Origin of the sequence: Massilia sp. CF038, from assembly GCF_900129765.1 — a bacterium.
In the GTDB taxonomy this organism is placed as follows: Bacteria; Pseudomonadota; Gammaproteobacteria; order Burkholderiales; family Burkholderiaceae_D; genus Telluria_A.
The window spans coordinates 296,726-311,866 of record NZ_FQWU01000004.1 but is presented as its reverse complement, the minus strand read 5'-3'; the positions used below and the strand labels follow the sequence as shown (position 1 = coordinate 311,866).

11 protein-coding genes are annotated in these 15,141 nt (G+C 61.7%); 8 read left to right on the top strand and 3 right to left on the bottom strand.

Annotated features, from left to right (window positions below):
- Window positions 1–95 precede the first annotated feature (95 nt).
- From BUC24_RS22825 to BUC24_RS22815, 3 genes are all read right to left on the bottom strand, one after another.
- Window positions 96–929 (bottom strand): HDOD domain-containing protein, encoded by an 834-nt coding sequence (locus tag BUC24_RS22825; protein WP_073222395.1) that lies wholly within the window; start codon window positions 927–929, stop codon window positions 96–98.
- Window positions 930–1,025: 96 nt separating this feature from the next.
- A complete protein-coding gene (locus BUC24_RS22820; protein WP_073222393.1) occupies window positions 1,026–1,307 on the bottom strand; it encodes a hypothetical protein in 282 nt (93 codons plus the stop codon).
- On the bottom strand, window positions 1,304–1,771 hold the full coding sequence (locus BUC24_RS22815; RefSeq protein WP_073222392.1) for a MarR family winged helix-turn-helix transcriptional regulator: 468 nt from the start codon (window positions 1,769–1,771) through the stop codon (window positions 1,304–1,306). Before BUC24_RS22815 ends, BUC24_RS22820 begins: the two co-directional genes overlap by 4 nt.
- 102 nt (window positions 1,772–1,873) lie before the next feature.
- On the opposite strand from BUC24_RS22815, the gene BUC24_RS22810 reads away from it, so the two are divergent.
- From BUC24_RS22810 to BUC24_RS22775, 8 genes are all read left to right on the top strand, one after another.
- Window positions 1,874–2,779 carry a DMT family transporter gene (locus BUC24_RS22810; protein WP_073222390.1) on the top strand — a complete coding sequence of 302 codons (906 nt, stop codon included), beginning with the start codon at window positions 1,874–1,876 and terminating at the stop codon, window positions 2,777–2,779.
- Window positions 2,780–2,790: 11 nt separating this feature from the next.
- A complete protein-coding gene (locus tag BUC24_RS22805; RefSeq protein ID WP_073222388.1) occupies window positions 2,791–3,735 on the top strand; it encodes a GlxA family transcriptional regulator in 945 nt (314 codons plus the stop codon).
- Window positions 3,736–4,083: 348 nt separating this feature from the next.
- The gene (astC, locus tag BUC24_RS22800) at window positions 4,084–5,337 is read left to right on the top strand and encodes an acetylornithine/succinylornithine family transaminase (protein ID WP_073222386.1); all 1,254 of its coding nucleotides are present in this window, start codon (window positions 4,084–4,086) and stop codon (window positions 5,335–5,337) included.
- An 85-nt stretch (window positions 5,338–5,422) separates the two neighbouring features.
- Window positions 5,423–6,454, top strand: a complete 1,032-nt coding sequence (locus BUC24_RS22795; protein WP_073222384.1) for an arginine N-succinyltransferase — start codon at window positions 5,423–5,425, stop codon at window positions 6,452–6,454.
- An 11-nt stretch (window positions 6,455–6,465) separates the two neighbouring features.
- The gene (gene astA, locus BUC24_RS22790) at window positions 6,466–7,500 is read left to right on the top strand and encodes an arginine N-succinyltransferase (protein ID WP_073222382.1); all 1,035 of its coding nucleotides are present in this window, start codon (window positions 6,466–6,468) and stop codon (window positions 7,498–7,500) included.
- Entirely contained in the window at window positions 7,493–8,962 is a 1,470-nt protein-coding gene (gene astD, locus BUC24_RS22785; protein ID WP_073222381.1) for a succinylglutamate-semialdehyde dehydrogenase, read from the top strand. Before astA ends, astD begins: the two co-directional genes overlap by 8 nt.
- A 15-nt stretch (window positions 8,963–8,977) precedes the next feature.
- Window positions 8,978–10,321 carry an N-succinylarginine dihydrolase gene (gene astB / locus BUC24_RS22780; RefSeq protein ID WP_073222379.1) on the top strand — a complete coding sequence of 448 codons (1,344 nt, stop codon included), beginning with the start codon at window positions 8,978–8,980 and terminating at the stop codon, window positions 10,319–10,321.
- Window positions 10,322–10,448: 127 nt separating this feature from the next.
- Window positions 10,449–15,140: an NAD-glutamate dehydrogenase domain-containing protein gene (locus BUC24_RS22775; protein WP_073222377.1), complete on the top strand. Its 4,692-nt coding sequence runs from the start codon at window positions 10,449–10,451 to the stop codon at window positions 15,138–15,140.
- Window position 15,141 lies beyond the last annotated feature (1 nt).

Sequence of the window (15,141 nt, the reverse complement as noted above, 5' to 3'; positions counted from 1 at the left end):
CACTATAGTTGAGCTGTCTCTTTCAGGACATCCCTAGTTTTGGACTTGGCCCGCTCAGTGAGCGGGCGTTTTTTTGTCCAAAAGAAGCGCTGTGATTACAGCAGCGCTGCCGTCAAGCTTTTCACTTCTTCGCCCGACTCTTCCAGAATGCTGTTGAGCGTGCCTTCACCGATCACAAAATCGATGGTGGCGGCCGACTGCATGCTGGTCGCGCCCGGGCGCTGGTGCAGTGGCGACGGAATCGGCGACAGATCGTTTGCCAGCAGCAAGGTGTCACCCAGGGTTTCTGGCGGCAACGCGCGCATGCCAGCCCACAGGCCTTCAATGGCTTGCATGACCGGTGCCGGCACATTCAGTTTTTGCAGCACGCAGCGGCCAATCTGGGTTTCGCCGTGTTCCACCCATTCTTCGGGTTCACCATCAAGCAGACCCGGGTATTCCTCAGCCCGCGACAGCAGGTAGAAGCCGCCCACTTCGTGCACGATGCCGGCGAACAGCGCCGTTTCAGGATCCAGATTGGCAACCCGCTTGGCGATGACCTGAGACAGCGCGGCCACGTGGGCCGAGTGCTGCCACAGCTGTTCGGCCTTGGCGCGCAGGGCAGGCTGGGTAATCTTGCTGTCAAGCTGACGCACAATCACGGCGGCGGCCAGTGCATTCAGGGTACGGAAACCAACGCGCTGGACCGCATTGCGCACGTTCGTGATTTCGTTGCCGGAGCGGTTGTAGGCCACCGAGTTGGCAATGGCCACCGTGCGCGCGGCCAGCAGCGGCTCGGCCTGGACCAGGCGCGCCGCCACTTCGGCGTGGCAATCGGGATCGTTCAGGGCACGCTGCAGCTTGAGCGTGGCATCCACATTGGTGGGGAAAGTCAGCTCGCCGCGGCTGGCTTGCGCAGCAATGCTCTTGAAGGCTTCAAGTCTGTCCATTGGAAAAATATACCTCTCTATAAAGATCAAACCAGCCGTCCAAAGACGTGCCTTTTAGCATTTTATTCTACGCTAGTGCCGCGCCAATGCAATCTATTATGGCTCGCTGAAAATCGCGTCGCAACCTTCCTGCGTGCCCTCGGTGTCCTGCAATTCATTGACCAGGCCCAGATCGTCCAGTTCTTCCACTGCATTCATGAAGCTGTTGATCTTGGTGGCGCCGATCAGGCGGTAGATTTCGCCGTCTTCATTGCGCACGCCGATCAGCATCTTTTCCTTGCGCACTTCGTCCGGGGTGGCCACATCGAGCAGCAGGTTGCCGATGATGTGCTTGTCAAATTTTGCCGGCGATTTGCCGTCGAGCAGCGAGGTTTTCAATATTCTTCCTTCTGTTGTTGTGTTGTGGGGCAGGTGGAGCCGTCGTTAATGAGTTGTTTGAGCTTGTTAAGGGAGTGGTCGATCGCATCGAAATCAGCCTCGCTGAACGAGGCGAACAAGCTGCGTCCGTGTGCCACCACCACCGGAAACACGGATTCGAACATGGCTTCCCCGCTTTTTGTCAGGCGCACATAGAACGAGCGCTTGTCGTCGGGACAGCGCTCGCGCGCCACCAGGCCCTTGCTTTCCAGGCGCTCGATCACGCCGGTCAGCGTGCCCTTGGTGATCAGGGTTTTCTCGCCCAATTCCTTGTAGGTCATGCCCGGTGTATTGCCCAAGGTCGCGATGATGTCGAACTGCGCGTGGGTCAGACCGCTGCGGCGGACCGATTCCCCGGAAAACCGTTCAAAGCCCTGCAGGCATTCGGCCAGCAAGCGCACACTCTTTAAGTAACGTTCCCCCATGGCTCGATTATAGCCGTCCCTGCGGCGGTTCGCCTTTTGCCATCGGGCCGGGTAACATAGCGCACTGATGCTGTTTTGCCACACTGCCTGAAAGTACGCTCCATGTCCCATTCCCTGCGCGGCATTCTGGCCCTGCTGGTTGTTACCCTCGTCTGGGGCACCACCTTTCCCGCGATGAAAGCGCTCACTGCCGGCCTGACGCCGGCCTGGATCGTGCTGTCGCGTTTTGCGCTGGCTGCTGTGATTCTGTCGCCGTTTCTGTGGCGCGGCGCGCGTAGCGATCTGCGTTCGGGCTTGCTGCTGGGCCTGCTGCTGTTCTTTTGCTATGTGTTCCAGGTGGAAGGGCTGGCGCTGACCAGCTCCAACCGCAACGCCTTTATTTGCGGCTTGAACGTGCTGATCGTGCCGCTGCTCGGTGTGCTGTCGGGGCGCCCGCCCGAGCGCCGCATCTGGATTGCGCTGGCGCTGGCCGTGTCCGGACTGGCAGCGCTGTGCTGGGACGGCGGCGCCTGGGGTTTCGGTGACACCCTGGCATTGGGCGCCGCGCTGACCTTCGGTCTTTACATCAAGATGATGGAAGTCCATACCCGGGGCGCCAAGCGCCTGATGACATTGACGGCGATGCAGATTGCGACGGTGGCCGCATGCGCTGCGGTGTGGGTGCTGGTCACGGAAGCGCCCTACGGATCAATGAGCGATGTAAGTGCCTACTCTCATCGTATTACTGCTGCTTTGGGGCACGGTGCCTGGGGTGTCATCTATCTTGGGGTGGTGGCCACGGCCGCGATCATCTCCTTGCAAACCTGGGGGCAGCGTCACAGCACCGCAAATGAAGCGGCCGTCATGTATGCATTCGAGCCGGCTGCGGCCGCCTTCTTTGGCTATTTCTGGCTGGGCGAAACGATGACGGGGCGGGGCTGGATCGGCGCGGCTTTGTTGATCTCCGGTATGATAGTCAGTCAATGGAACTCCGAGCCGCGCCCGGAAGGCGCGCTCGTCCCCGAGTAGAACGCTGCCGCATGCCACTTGCCAAACTTGCCCGCCTGGCCCAAGAGACGCCCCTGCGCGTGCTGCTCATCAACGCCGGCGAACCGGACACCCTGACCTGGGCCGGGCTGTACCAGCCGCTGCGGCTGGCCGCCAAGCTGCTGGGGCCGGACCGCCTGCACGTGGACGTCCGCAGTCCCGACAAATTCACCGCTGACGCCCAGCGCCACTGGCACATCGTGCTGCTGGTGGCCGACGAAGCGCAGGCCTCGCTGAAACCGGCCAACAGCCGCATGCTGATCGAGCGCTGCCGCGCCGCACCGTTCTGGGGTGGCGTTGGCGCCGGTGTGCTCTGGATGGCAGACGCGGGCGTGCTGAATGGCGTACGCACCGCCTTGCCGTGGGCCCTGTACGCCGACGTCGACAGCGTGGCCGACCACGCCCTGTTCACCCCGCATCTATATGAAATGGACGACGGCCGGCTGACCTGCTGCGGCGGCGCCGCCAGTGCCGATTTCGCGCTGACGCTGGTCGACATCATCTTTGGCGCCGGTGTCCAAAGCCAGATCAAGGAAACGCTGTGCATCGACCGCGTGCGCGGCAAAGAAGAGCGCCAGCGCGTGGCCCTGCAAGCGCGATTTGGCGCGCTGCAGCCCAAGCTGACCGAAGCGGTGACGCTGATGGAATCGAACATCGAAGAGCCGCTGTCGACGGACGACATTGCCGGGCTGGTAGGCATATCGCGGCGACAACTGGAGCGGCTTTTTAAACAATATCTTGGCAGCCTGCCATCGCGCTACTACCTGGAAATGCGGCTGCAGCGCGCGCGCCAGCTGCTACTGGAAACCAACTACTCGATCGTCCAAGTTGGATTGATGTGTGGTTTTTCCAGTGGCTCCCACTTCTCGACCGCCTTCGGCGCGCTGTTCGGCAACACCCCCCGCGAAGAGCGCCAGCGCAAACTCGCCGCCACCTAACCAAGTTGCAAAATCGGGGTCAGACCTCAATACTGCAATTCTTGCAAAATCGGGGTCAGACCTCGATTGTTTGTGGGGAACCATCACCATATGGTGCTAGTTGTTCGATTGTCACATCAAATTCCAAGTTCTATCGTGCGTTCGCCACCAAAACGTCCCCAAAACTGGGGTCAGACCTCAATACTGCAATTATTGCAGAATTGAGGTCTGACCCCGGTTTTGGGGTGGGGAAAAATGAAAATGGCTGTCGCGTAGACGAAAGATGTTTGGGACTGTCGTTCTTATAATGGTCCGACGCAGTCAGCGGTCTCAGCTGTCTGCACCCCCTAACATTGGATGAGGATTGCCATGAACGCTAAGCTTGATTCCGCTATGACCACGCGCCCTGTCACCCGGCAGACTTTCGACGAGGTCCTCGTCCCAACCTACGCGCCCGCCGCGATGGTGCCCGTGCGCGCTTCCGGTCTCGATCTGTGGGATCAAAATGGCAAGCATTACCTCGATTTCACCTCCGGCATCGCTGTCTCGTCCCTCGGCCACTGCAATCCAACCCTGGTCGCAGCCCTGACCACTCAGCTCAACAATATCTGGCACTTGGGTAATGGCTATACCAATGAGCCTGTCCTGCGCCTGGCCCTGGCTCTGACCGAGGCCACCTTCGCCGATCGCGCTTTCTTCTGCAATTCCGGCGCGGAAGCCAATGAAGGCGCGCTGAAGCTGGCACGCAAATACGCCCACTCGAAGTTCGGCCCGCACAAGTCGCGCATTATCTCCTGCCTGTCGTCCTTCCATGGACGGACGCTGTTTACCGTGTCCGTCGGCGGCCAGCCGAAGTACACCGAAGGCTTCGAACCGCTGCCGCAGGAAATCAACCACATCGCCTACAACGATATCGAGGCGGCGCGCGCTGCTATCACCGATGATGTCGCGGCCGTGATCGTCGAGCCAATCCAGGGTGAGGGCGGAGTCATTCCCGGCAATCCTGAATACCTGAAGGCGCTGCGCGAGTTCTGCGACAAGACCGGCGCACTGCTGATCTTCGATGAAGTCCAGTCTGGCGTGGGCCGTACCGGTGCCCTGTATGCGTACATGGACAAGGGCGTCACGCCTGACATCCTTACCAGCGCCAAGGCCCTGGGCAATGGCTACCCGATCGGCGCCATGCTGACCACGAACGAGATCGCGTCCCATTTCGGCGTCGGCTCGCACGGCACCACCTACGGCGGTAACCCGCTGGCTGCCACTGTGGCGCTGAATGTGATCGAGATGATCAATCAGCCTGCCTTCCTGGCACGCGTGAAGGTCGCTTCCGACAAGATCTTTGCCAACCTGCGCAAGCTCGCTGCCGACTTCCCGCAAGTGTTCGGCGAAGTGCGCGGCAGTGGTCTGCTGATTGGCCTGCCGCTGGCGCCTGCCTTCAAGGGCCGCGCCAAGGACATCACCAAGGCGGCTGAAGCCCTCGGCCTGATGCTGCTCATCGCCGGTCCGGATGTAGTGCGTTTCGCGCCTGCGCTGATCGTCTCCGACGAGCAGATCGCCGAAGCCGACCGCATTCTGCGCGCCGCCGTCGAAGGCATGCTGGAATCGGCACCTGCCAAGTAAGCCTTTGCCCGCCTGCCTCGCTTCAAGCGGGGCAGGTTTGCATGCGCATCACACGCAAGTGTCGCAAGTCTATTAGGGAGTTCACATGTTTGTAGTACGTCCGGTTGAACTGACCGATATCGACGCGCTCGAAAAGCTGGCCGCGGCCACCATGCCCGGCGTGCATACCCTGCCCAGGACGCGCGAAAAAATCGCCGCCTCGGTCGAGCGTTCGATCGCTTCATTCGCCGCCCATGTCGACATCCCCAGCGAAGAATCCTATCTGTTCGTGCTTGAACAGCAGGCCACCGGCGCCATCGTCGGCACCGCCGCCATCTTCGCTTCGGCCGGCTCCAATGGCACCTATTTCTCGTTCCGTAACGATGTGATCCAGCAGGTTTCGCGCGATCTGAATATCAGCCACAGCGTGCATGCGCTGACGCTGTGTTCGGAGCTGACCGCTTATTCGCAGTTGTCCGGTTTTTATGTCACCAACAAGACCAGCGCCGGACTGGAAGCGGGCCTGCTGTCGCGCGCGCGCTTGCTGTTCGCAGTGCTGGCGCCGCACCGTTTCGGCGACCGCTTCTTCGTGCCGCTGGCTGGCATCACCGACAAGAATGGCCAGTCGCCGTTCTGGGAAGCGCTGGGGCGCAAGTTCTTCAAGATGGATTTCCTTGATGCGGAACGCGTCATCGGTGGGGCCCGCAATCGCACGCTCATCGTGGAGCTGATGCCGCACTATCCGGTCTATGTGCCGCTGCTGCCGGGCGACGCCCAGGCAGCCATGGGGCAGATTCATTCCGACGGCGAGCTGGCCTTCAATCTGCTTACGGAAGAAGGCTTCGAGGCCGATGATTACATCGATATCTTCGATGGCGGGCCAATTCTGCAGGCGCACAAGAACGGTCTGCGTTCGTTTGCCGGCTCCATGCTGCGCCGGGTGGAAAACGTCGAACCGGGTAACTCGGCCGATCTGATGGTCACTTACGCCGTCGCTGCCAGCAATGAGCAGAACTTCCGCGCGATTGTCGTTTCCTGCCCGTCGATTGACGCCAGCGACGCCGTGTTCCTGCCGCCGGACGCGCAGAATGCCCTGATGGTCGCCCCTGGCGACAACGTCATCTGCGTCCGAATCTGAGAGAGAAACCTATGCTAGTTGTACGCGCAATTACCGCCGCCGACCTGGACGCCCTGATTGAGATGGCAGGCCAGGTGGGCAGCGGCATGACGACCCTCAAGCCGGACCGCAAGATGCTCGGCGACCGCGTGAAGATCGCGGTCGAATCCTTCGCCCAGACCATCCCGCCCGAACAGCGCGATTACATGTTCGTGATGGAGGACACCACCAACGGCCGCCTGGCCGGCATCTGCGCGATCAAGGGCGCGGTCGGACTCGACGAGCCTTTCTATAACTACCGGATCGGTACCCTGGTCCACTCCAGCCGCGAGCTCGATGTGTTCAGCCGCATGGATACCTTGTACCTGTCGAACGATCTGACTGGCGCGACCGAACTGTGTTCGCTGTTCCTGCACCCGGACTACCGCAGCGGGAACAATGGCAAGTGGCTGTCGAAAAGCCGCTTCCTGTTCATCGCGCAGTTCCCGCATTTGTTCACTGAAAAGCTCATCGCCGAGATGCGCGGCTATCAGGCCGAAGATGGCAGCTCGCCTTTCTACGAAGGCCTGGGCCGGCATTTCTTCAAGATGGATTTCAACCACGTGGACGATCTGACCGCGATGGGCAAGAAGTCCTTCATCGCCGAGCTGATGCCGCGCCAGCCGATGTACGTGGCCTATTTGCCTGAAGACGCGCAGGCCGTCATCGGCAAGGTGCACCGTTCCACGGCGCCCGCGCGCAAGCTGCTTGAAGCGGAAGGCATGCACTTTGAAGGCTACGTCGATATCTTCGATGCCGGCCCGGTGCTGCAGGCGCGCGTGTCGGAACTGCGCGCCATGCGCGACAGCACGCTGGCCATCGCCGACGCCGCTGCTGCGTCGAGCGATACCGAGCCGCTGCTGGTCTCGAATACGGTGCTCAAGGATTTCCGCATGATTGTCACCAACGCCAACCCGGTCAGCGGCAAGATTGCCCTGACCCCTTCGGAGCTGGAACTGCTGCACTGCCAAAGCGGCGATTCGATTCGCACGCTGTCACTTAATGTAAGGAAGAACGTACATGTCTAAGCTGAGTAACTACATCAATGGCGCATGGCTGGCAGGTTCCGGCCCCGAACTGGTCACGATCGACCCATCCACCGGCCGCCAGACCTGGTCCAGCCAGGAGTCGACCGCCGACGATGTGCAGGCAGCCGTCGCTGCCGCGCGCGCCAGTTTCGATGGCTGGGCCATGCGCCCGCTGGAAGAACGCATCGCTGTCTGCACGCGTTTCCGCGATCTGCTCAAGGAAAACGCCGAGGCGCTGGCGCAAACGATCGCCGAAGAAGTGGGCAAACCTTTGTGGGAAGCCCGTACCGAAGTGACTACCATGGCCAACAAGGTCGATATCTCGGTCCAGGCTTACGGTGCGCGCACCGGTGAGGTGGCGGCCAAGGTCGCCGACGGCAATGCAGTGCTGCGCCATCGCCCGCACGGTGTGTTTGGCGTGTTCGGTCCGTACAACTTCCCTGGCCACCTGCCAAACGGCCATATCGTGCCGGCCCTGATTGCCGGTAACACGGTCGTGTTCAAGCCGAGCGAATATGCGCCGCGCACTGCGGTGATGACGGTCCAGCTGTGGGAAAAGGCTGGCCTGCCTGCTGGCGTACTCAATCTGGTCAACGGTGGCCGCGACACTGGTATCGCGCTGGGCAAGAACGATGGTCTCGATGGCGTGCTGTTTACCGGCAGCTGCCAGACCGGCGTGGCGCTGCACAAGCAGTTCGGTGGCCAGCCCGGCAAGATGCTGGCGCTGGAAATGGGCGGTAACAATCCACTGGTGGTGTGGGACGTCAAGGATATCGACGCTGCCGTTCACCACGCCGTCATGTCTGCGTTTATTTCGGCTGGCCAGCGCTGCACCTGTGCGCGCCGCCTGATCGTGCAGGACACGGTGGAAGGCGATGCCTTCATCGAGCGTCTGGTCGAAGTGGCTGCCACGCTGACGGTGGGCGCGTCGAACGCTGAGCCACAGCCATTCATGGGACCGGTGGTCTCGAGCGCGGTGGCGGCGCGTCTGGTGCAGGCGCAGGCCGATATGGTCGCCAAGGGCGGCAAGGCCCTGCTGCAAATGAAGCAGCTCGATCCCAACGCGGGCTTTGTCACTGCCGGTATCGTTGACGTTACCAATGCCAAGGGCATTCCGGACGAAGAGTGGTTCGGCCCATTGCTGCAGATTGTGCGTGTGTCCGATTTTGACGCTGCCATCAAGGTTGCCAACGCCACCGAATTCGGTCTGGCTGCGGCGCTGCTGTCGAACGACGAGCAGCTGTGGAAGCAGTTCTCGGTGCAGGCACGAGCCGGCATCGTCAACTGGAATCGCCCAACCACGGGTGCTGCCAGCAGCGCGCCGTTCGGCGGTGTGGGCAAGTCGGGCAACCATCGCCCAAGCGCCTATTACGCAGCCGACTATTGCGCTTATCCAGTCGCGTCGATCGAAACCAGTGAACTCGAAATGCCGGCCAAGCTGTCGCCCGGCCTGTCGTTCTAAGCCAAGGACATCACCATGCAAGCAGCACGCGAATTCAACTTTGATGGCCTGGTCGGACCAAGCCACAACTACGCAGGTCTGTCGTTCGGTAATGTGGCGTCCTTCAGCAATGTAAAAAGCGCGTCGAATCCGAAACAGGCTGCTTTGCAGGGTCTGGCCAAGATGCGCGCCCTGGCTGCGCGTGGCTTTGCCCAGGCCTTGCTGCCGCCGCAGTCGCGTCCGAACTTCCGCATGCTGCGCAAGATCGGCTTTACCGGCACCGATGCCGAGGTACTGGCGCGCGCGTACCGCGAGTCGCCAGTCATTCTGGCCTGCGCCTATTCGGCCTCGCCGATGTGGACTGCCAACGCGGCCACTGTCAGCCCATCGGCTGACACCTTTGACGGCCGTACGCACTTTACCGCGGCGAACTTGAACAACAAGCTGCATCGCGCCGATGAACACGCGCAGTCGACCCGTACGCTGCGCGCCCTGTTCGGCAACGAGAAGCATTTTGCGGTGCACGACGCCTTGCCGTCGACGCCGGCGTTTGGCGACGAAGGCGCGGCCAACCACACGCGCCTTGGCGCGTCGCATGGCAGTAAGGGGGTTGAGTTCTTTGTGTATGGCCGGGTTGAATTCGATCCGTCTGCACCGAATCCTAAAAAATATCCGGCTCGTCAAACGCTGGAGGCATCGCAGGCCATCGCGCGCTTGCACGGGCTGGATGCTGCGCGCACCGTGTATGCCTCGCAAAATCCGGATGTGATCGATCAGGGCGTGTTCCACAACGACGTGATCGCGGTCGGCAATGGCAATGTGCTGTTCTATCACGAGCAAGCTTTCCACGACGAGAACGCAGTGCTCAACCAGCTGCGCGTGGCAATGGATGGCGTGGGTGCTGCACTGACGCCGGTGCGCGTCGATACCAAGCTGGTATCGGTGGCCGATGCAGTGGCCAGCTATCTGTTCAACAGCCAGCTGCTGACTAAGACCGATGGCAAGATGGCTCTGGTCATTCCGCAGGAATGCCAGGAGAACCAGGCAGTCGCGCGCTACCTGGAACAGCTGGTCGCCAGCGATGGCCCGGTCGACGAATTGATTCACTTCGACCTGCGCCAGAGCATGCGCAATGGCGGCGGTCCTGCATGCCTGCGTCTGCGCGTGGCGCTGACCGAAGCCGAAGCCGGCGCCATGCACCAGAACGTGATCATGACCGAATCGCTGTATGCCACGCTGGTGGAATGGGTCGGTAAATACTACCGTGACCACCTGGAGCCGAAAGATCTGGCCGACCCGCAGCTGGCGCTGGAATGCCAGGCCGCGCTGGCGGAACTGGAACGCATTTTGGCGCTGCCTGGCCTGTACGACCTGACGTAGAATACGCCCACTTCGAAAACCCTTATTTTTGGGCGGGCCAACCCCGTCCGCTCATAAATCGCGAAGCGCGCCGCCACAAGCTGGCGCTGTACCGATGAAATACACCTAAAAGCATTGGAGAAGCAAGATGAAACAGATGCCACAAGATTTGCGCAACCAGACCCTGGACCTGATTAACGCCGACGGCAGCCCTGTCGCGGCCCTGATCAGCGCCTGGCTGAAATCCCTGGACGACGAAGACCTCGCAGGCACGTCGCCGGAAAGCCTGGCACCGGTATTGCGCGACGGTTTCGCGCAAGCAGCCAAGCGCAGCGGCGCGGGCTGCCAGATCGCCCAGCTGCGCCATTCCGATGGCCGTGGCGGCATGGCTACTGCCTTGCTGATCCTGAACGATGACATGCCTTACTTGGTCGACTCCATTGTTATGGCGATGCGCAAGCAGCGCGTGGCCGTGGGCGGCGTGATGAATGCCGTGCTGGCCGTACGCCGCGATGCCAGCGGCAACGCGGTCGCCGTCGGCGAAGCCGGCTCGCCCCTCGAATCATATGTACTGTGCCTGCTGGCGGAAGACCTGCCGGCGGAAGAACTGGCGGCGCTGGTTGCCAAGCTGCAGATGGTGGCGCGTGACGCCGCCGTGGTGCGCCGCGATGCGGTGGCCATGGCCGACCGTTTGACCTCGGTGGCCGCAGCCAGCGCCACGCGCGGTACCGAAGGCCAGGAAGTAGCTGCTTTCCTCGAGTGGGCCAAGAACGAAGGCTTCGAGCCATTCGGCTACGCCTATTACGTGGTCAAGCCTGGCGTGCGCGAACTGGAACGCGATATTCCAAGCCGCATCGGCGTGCTGCAGGATACGGCGCATCCCGTGTATGGCACCTGCCTGGCGAATATCCCGGGCGACTTTGAAACCCTGTCCAAGCGCCCTGACGCACTGTCGATCGTGAAGGCCGACGTGGAGGGCACGCTGCACCGCGACCAGCCGCTGGACTTCATCGGCGTGCGTGACACCGATGCACAAGGCACCATCCTGGGCGAACACTGCTTCGTTGGTCTGTTCACCCGCGCCGCCACTGCTACGCCGCTGGCACGCCTGCCGTTCGCACGGGGCCGCGTGGCCAAGGTACTGAGCCTGGCCGGCGTGCGTCAGGAAGGCTTCCGTGCCGAGAAATTCCTCGAGATCCTCGAATCGCTGCCGCGCACCGAAGCGCTGGAAGCCGATCCGGAATGGCTGTCGCAGGTGTGCAGCTCGGTGGTGTCGCTGTACAAGCAGCCGCGCGCGAAGGTGTTTGCCCGCCGCGACGTGTATGCGCGCCACCTGAACGTGCTGGTCTATCTGCCGCGCGAGCGTTACAGCGCCAGCGTCGCCGCCGCACTGGCGCACGCGCTCAAGGATTCGTCGGGCGCAACCGATGTCCGCTCCCAGACCCTGGTGGCCGACGGCCCGCTGGCCCGCGTGTATCTGATTGCACACGCTGCCCGCTATCCGCTCGACCTGGAAACCGATATTCAGCAGCCGCTGTTGTCGGTGCTGGACGGCTGGCACGACAAGTTTGCGGCCCTGACCGATAACGTATTCGAGATGGCGACCCGCGGCGCTTTGCGTCGCCTGTGCGCCACGCTGCCGGTCAATTATGTGTCGGCCACCGCGCCGGACGTGGCTTTCCGCGATCTGAATAAACTGATCAGCAATGGCCACAACGGCCATGTGTCGGTACGTGTTGAAAACACCGCCGATGGCGCCAGCGTGCGTTTGTACTCTGTGGGTGAAGTGCCTTCGCTGTCGCGCATCCTGCCAGCGCTGCAAAGCGCCGGCGTGGCGATTGACCGCGAGCAGACCTACGGCATCACCCTGGCCGATGGTTCCAAGCGCTTCGTCACCAGTCTGGCGGTCGATGCGGACAGCGCGGCCAAGCTGGCCAAGCCTGGTATCGTCGCTGTAGCGGAAGAATTGTTCGCGTCGCTGTTCAACAATGAGGCGGAAGATGGCCGCCTGAATGGCCTGGTCATCGAAGGCGGCCTGCGCATGCGTGAAGTGCAGCTGATCCGCGCTTACATCAGCTACTGGCGTCAGACCGGCAGCAAGTTCTCGGTGCGTTACATGGCCGATACCCTGCGCCGTCAGCCTGCCCTGGTCAAGGAACTGGTGGAAGGCTTCGTGCAGCGCTTCGATCCATCGCTGCCGGAAGCAACCCGCCTGGCCGCCAGCGAAAAGATCGCGTCGATCAAGACCCGTCTGGCCGCTGTCAATCACGCGGACACCGAAGAAATCATGGCAGCCCTGGTCGACCTGACCCTGGCGACCGTGCGTACCAACTACTTCCAAAACGATCAGCAGGGCGACAAGATCATCTTCAAGTTCGATACCAGCAAGCTGGCGCTGGTACCGGAACCACGTCCATACCGCGAGATCTATGTGTTCTCGCGCCGCTTCGAAGGCGTCCACCTGCGTGGCGGCCCGGTTGCCCGTGGTGGCTTGCGCTGGTCCGACCGGATGGAAGACTATCGTACCGAGGTATTGGGCCTGGTCAAGGCGCAGATGGTCAAGAACGCGGTCATCGTGCCGGCCGGTTCCAAGGGCGGCTTTGTGTGCAAGCAGATGCCAAAAGACGCCGTGCGTGAAACCATCGCGGCCGAAGGCGAAGCAGTCTACCGTCTGTTCATTTCCAGTCTGCTGGAAGTGACCGACAACCGCGTACGCGGCGAAATCGTGCCACCACAAGACACTGTGCGCTACGACCAGGACGATCCTTACCTGGTGGTCGCTGCCGACAAGGGCACGGCGACGTTCTCGGACATCGCCAACAGCATCGCCGTCAAGCGCGGCTTCTGGCTGGGCGATGCCTTCGCCTCGGGCGGCTCGAACGGTTACGACCATAAAAAAATGGGCATTACCGCCAAGGGGGCGTTCGAAGCGGTCAAGCGCCACTTCTATGAAATGGACCACGACTGGAACAATACCCCGATCACCATGGTGGGCGTGGGTGACATGTCGGGCGACGTATTCGGTAATGGCGCATTGCTGTCGAAGCAGCTGAAAGTGCTGGCTGCATTCGATCACCGTCATATCTTCCTGGATCCGACCCCGGATGTCGCGGTGTCGTTTGCAGAGCGCGCCCGCATGTTTGCGCTGCCACGCTCGTCGTGGGAAGACTACAACAAGGATCTGATCTCGGCGGGTGGCGGTGTGTTCCCGCGCAGCGCCCGCACGATCGAACTGTCGCCGCAGATCCGCGCCGCGCTCGATATCGAAGAAGCCGTGCTCACGCCCGAAGAACTGATGCACCGTATCGTCAAGGCGCCGGTGGACCTGTTCTACAACGGCGGTATCGGTACCTACATCAAGGCGTCGACCGAAACCCACGCCCAGGTCAAGGACCGTGCCAACGATAACATCCGCGTCAACGGCAATGAGCTGCGCTGCAAGGTCGTCTCCGAAGGCGGCAACCTGGGCGCGACCCAGAACGGCCGTATCGAGTTCGCCCTGGCCGGTGGCCGCATCTTCACCGATGCAATCGACAATTCGGCCGGTGTGGATTGCTCCGACCATGAAGTGAACGTCAAGATCTGGCTCGACACTGAAGTCAATGCCGGCCAGTTGCCGGAAGCGGACCGCAACCGCATCCTGAACGAAATGACGTTGGCAATCGAAGACCTGGTCCTGCGTGACAACAAGCAGCAGACCCATTTGCTGACTCGCGAAGGTCAGGCCCAGGTTGACCCGGCGGTGGTCGACGGCTACGCGGCCTTGATCACCAGTCTGGAAGCCGAGGGCGCGGTCAACCGCGAACTCGAACAGCTGCCGACCGATGCTGAACTTGCACGCCGCAAGGCCGCCGGCATTGGCTTGACCGCGCCTGAACTGGCGGTTGTCATTGCCAACGTGAAGAACCGTTTCAAACGCATCATGTCGGCGCTGCCGCTGACCGGCTTGCCGTGGGCCGAGGCTGTGCTCAAGCCTTACTTCCCGGCGCAACTGGTGGCCACCCGCCAGGCGCTGGCCCATCCACTGGCCAATACCATTCTGGCTACTGTGCTGGCCAATGAAGCGGTCAACCGCTGCGGTCCGCTGATGATTCGCGATCTGGCCACCGAACACCAGATCGACGAGTCGGAAGTGGTCAAGGCCTGGGGCCAGGCTTGGGCGGCACTGAACCTGGCGCCGATCTTCGCTGCGCTCGATGCGGATGCGTTGAATGTGCCGCGCGCTGTGTCGATCAAGGTCGATGCACGCACCCGCGTACTGTTCAAGGCGGTGCTGGAAGGCGCGCTGTCAGTACCAAGCGACGCCCAGCGCGGTGCCGGCGGCATGGAAGAACTGACTCGCCTGTTCGCCCAGCCGGACATGCTCAAGCAGTTGATGCCGTCGCAGTCGGAAGCCGATGGCTACCAGGCCTTGCCTGCGTCCTTTATCAGCGCCTGGAAAGCGGTGGAAGGCATTGAAGCGGTTGCCACCTTCCTGTTCGCTGCCGTGGCGGTACAGCGCCCGGCCGGCATGACGCTGGCCCAGTTCCTGCAAGTTGGCATGGCGCTGCGCGGCCAGGCCGGTATCGATACGCTCGAACGCGGCCTCAAGCTGGCAGCGCAGAGCAAGTCGCAGGAACAGCTGCGCAACTACGCGATGCAAGCGCTGCGCCGTACGCAGCAGCGTTTGCTGATGCAGGTGCTGGCACGTTCCGGTAATGGTGGCGACACCCTGGCGGCGGTGGAAGTGGTCACCAACACCATGGGCTTGTCAGGCTACGCCATGGCCGCCGATCTGGAACAGGCCATGCTGGATGTGTGGGCGCTGTCCGAAGCGACCACTTCGACTGTTGCGGCGTAAG

What these genes read in the sequence shown, in the direction of transcription:
- BUC24_RS22815 (WP_073222392.1), bottom strand. Translation starts at nt 1,771, where the DNA reads ATGGGGGAACGTTACTTAAAGAGTGTGCGCTTGCTGGCCGAATGCCTG.
- astA (WP_073222382.1), top strand. Translation starts at nt 6,466, where the DNA reads ATGCTAGTTGTACGCGCAATTACCGCCGCCGACCTGGACGCCCTGATT.
- astD (WP_073222381.1), top strand. Translation starts at nt 7,493, where the DNA reads ATGTCTAAGCTGAGTAACTACATCAATGGCGCATGGCTGGCAGGTTCC.
- BUC24_RS22775 (WP_073222377.1), top strand. Translation starts at nt 10,449, where the DNA reads ATGAAACAGATGCCACAAGATTTGCGCAACCAGACCCTGGACCTGATT.
- BUC24_RS22825 (WP_073222395.1), bottom strand. Translation starts at nt 929, where the DNA reads ATGGACAGACTTGAAGCCTTCAAGAGCATTGCTGCGCAAGCCAGCCGC.
- BUC24_RS22810 (WP_073222390.1), top strand. Translation starts at nt 1,874, where the DNA reads ATGTCCCATTCCCTGCGCGGCATTCTGGCCCTGCTGGTTGTTACCCTC.
- astC (WP_073222386.1), top strand. Translation starts at nt 4,084, where the DNA reads ATGAACGCTAAGCTTGATTCCGCTATGACCACGCGCCCTGTCACCCGG.
- astB (WP_073222379.1), top strand. Translation starts at nt 8,978, where the DNA reads ATGCAAGCAGCACGCGAATTCAACTTTGATGGCCTGGTCGGACCAAGC.
- BUC24_RS22795 (WP_073222384.1), top strand. Translation starts at nt 5,423, where the DNA reads ATGTTTGTAGTACGTCCGGTTGAACTGACCGATATCGACGCGCTCGAA.
- BUC24_RS22805 (WP_073222388.1), top strand. Translation starts at nt 2,791, where the DNA reads ATGCCACTTGCCAAACTTGCCCGCCTGGCCCAAGAGACGCCCCTGCGC.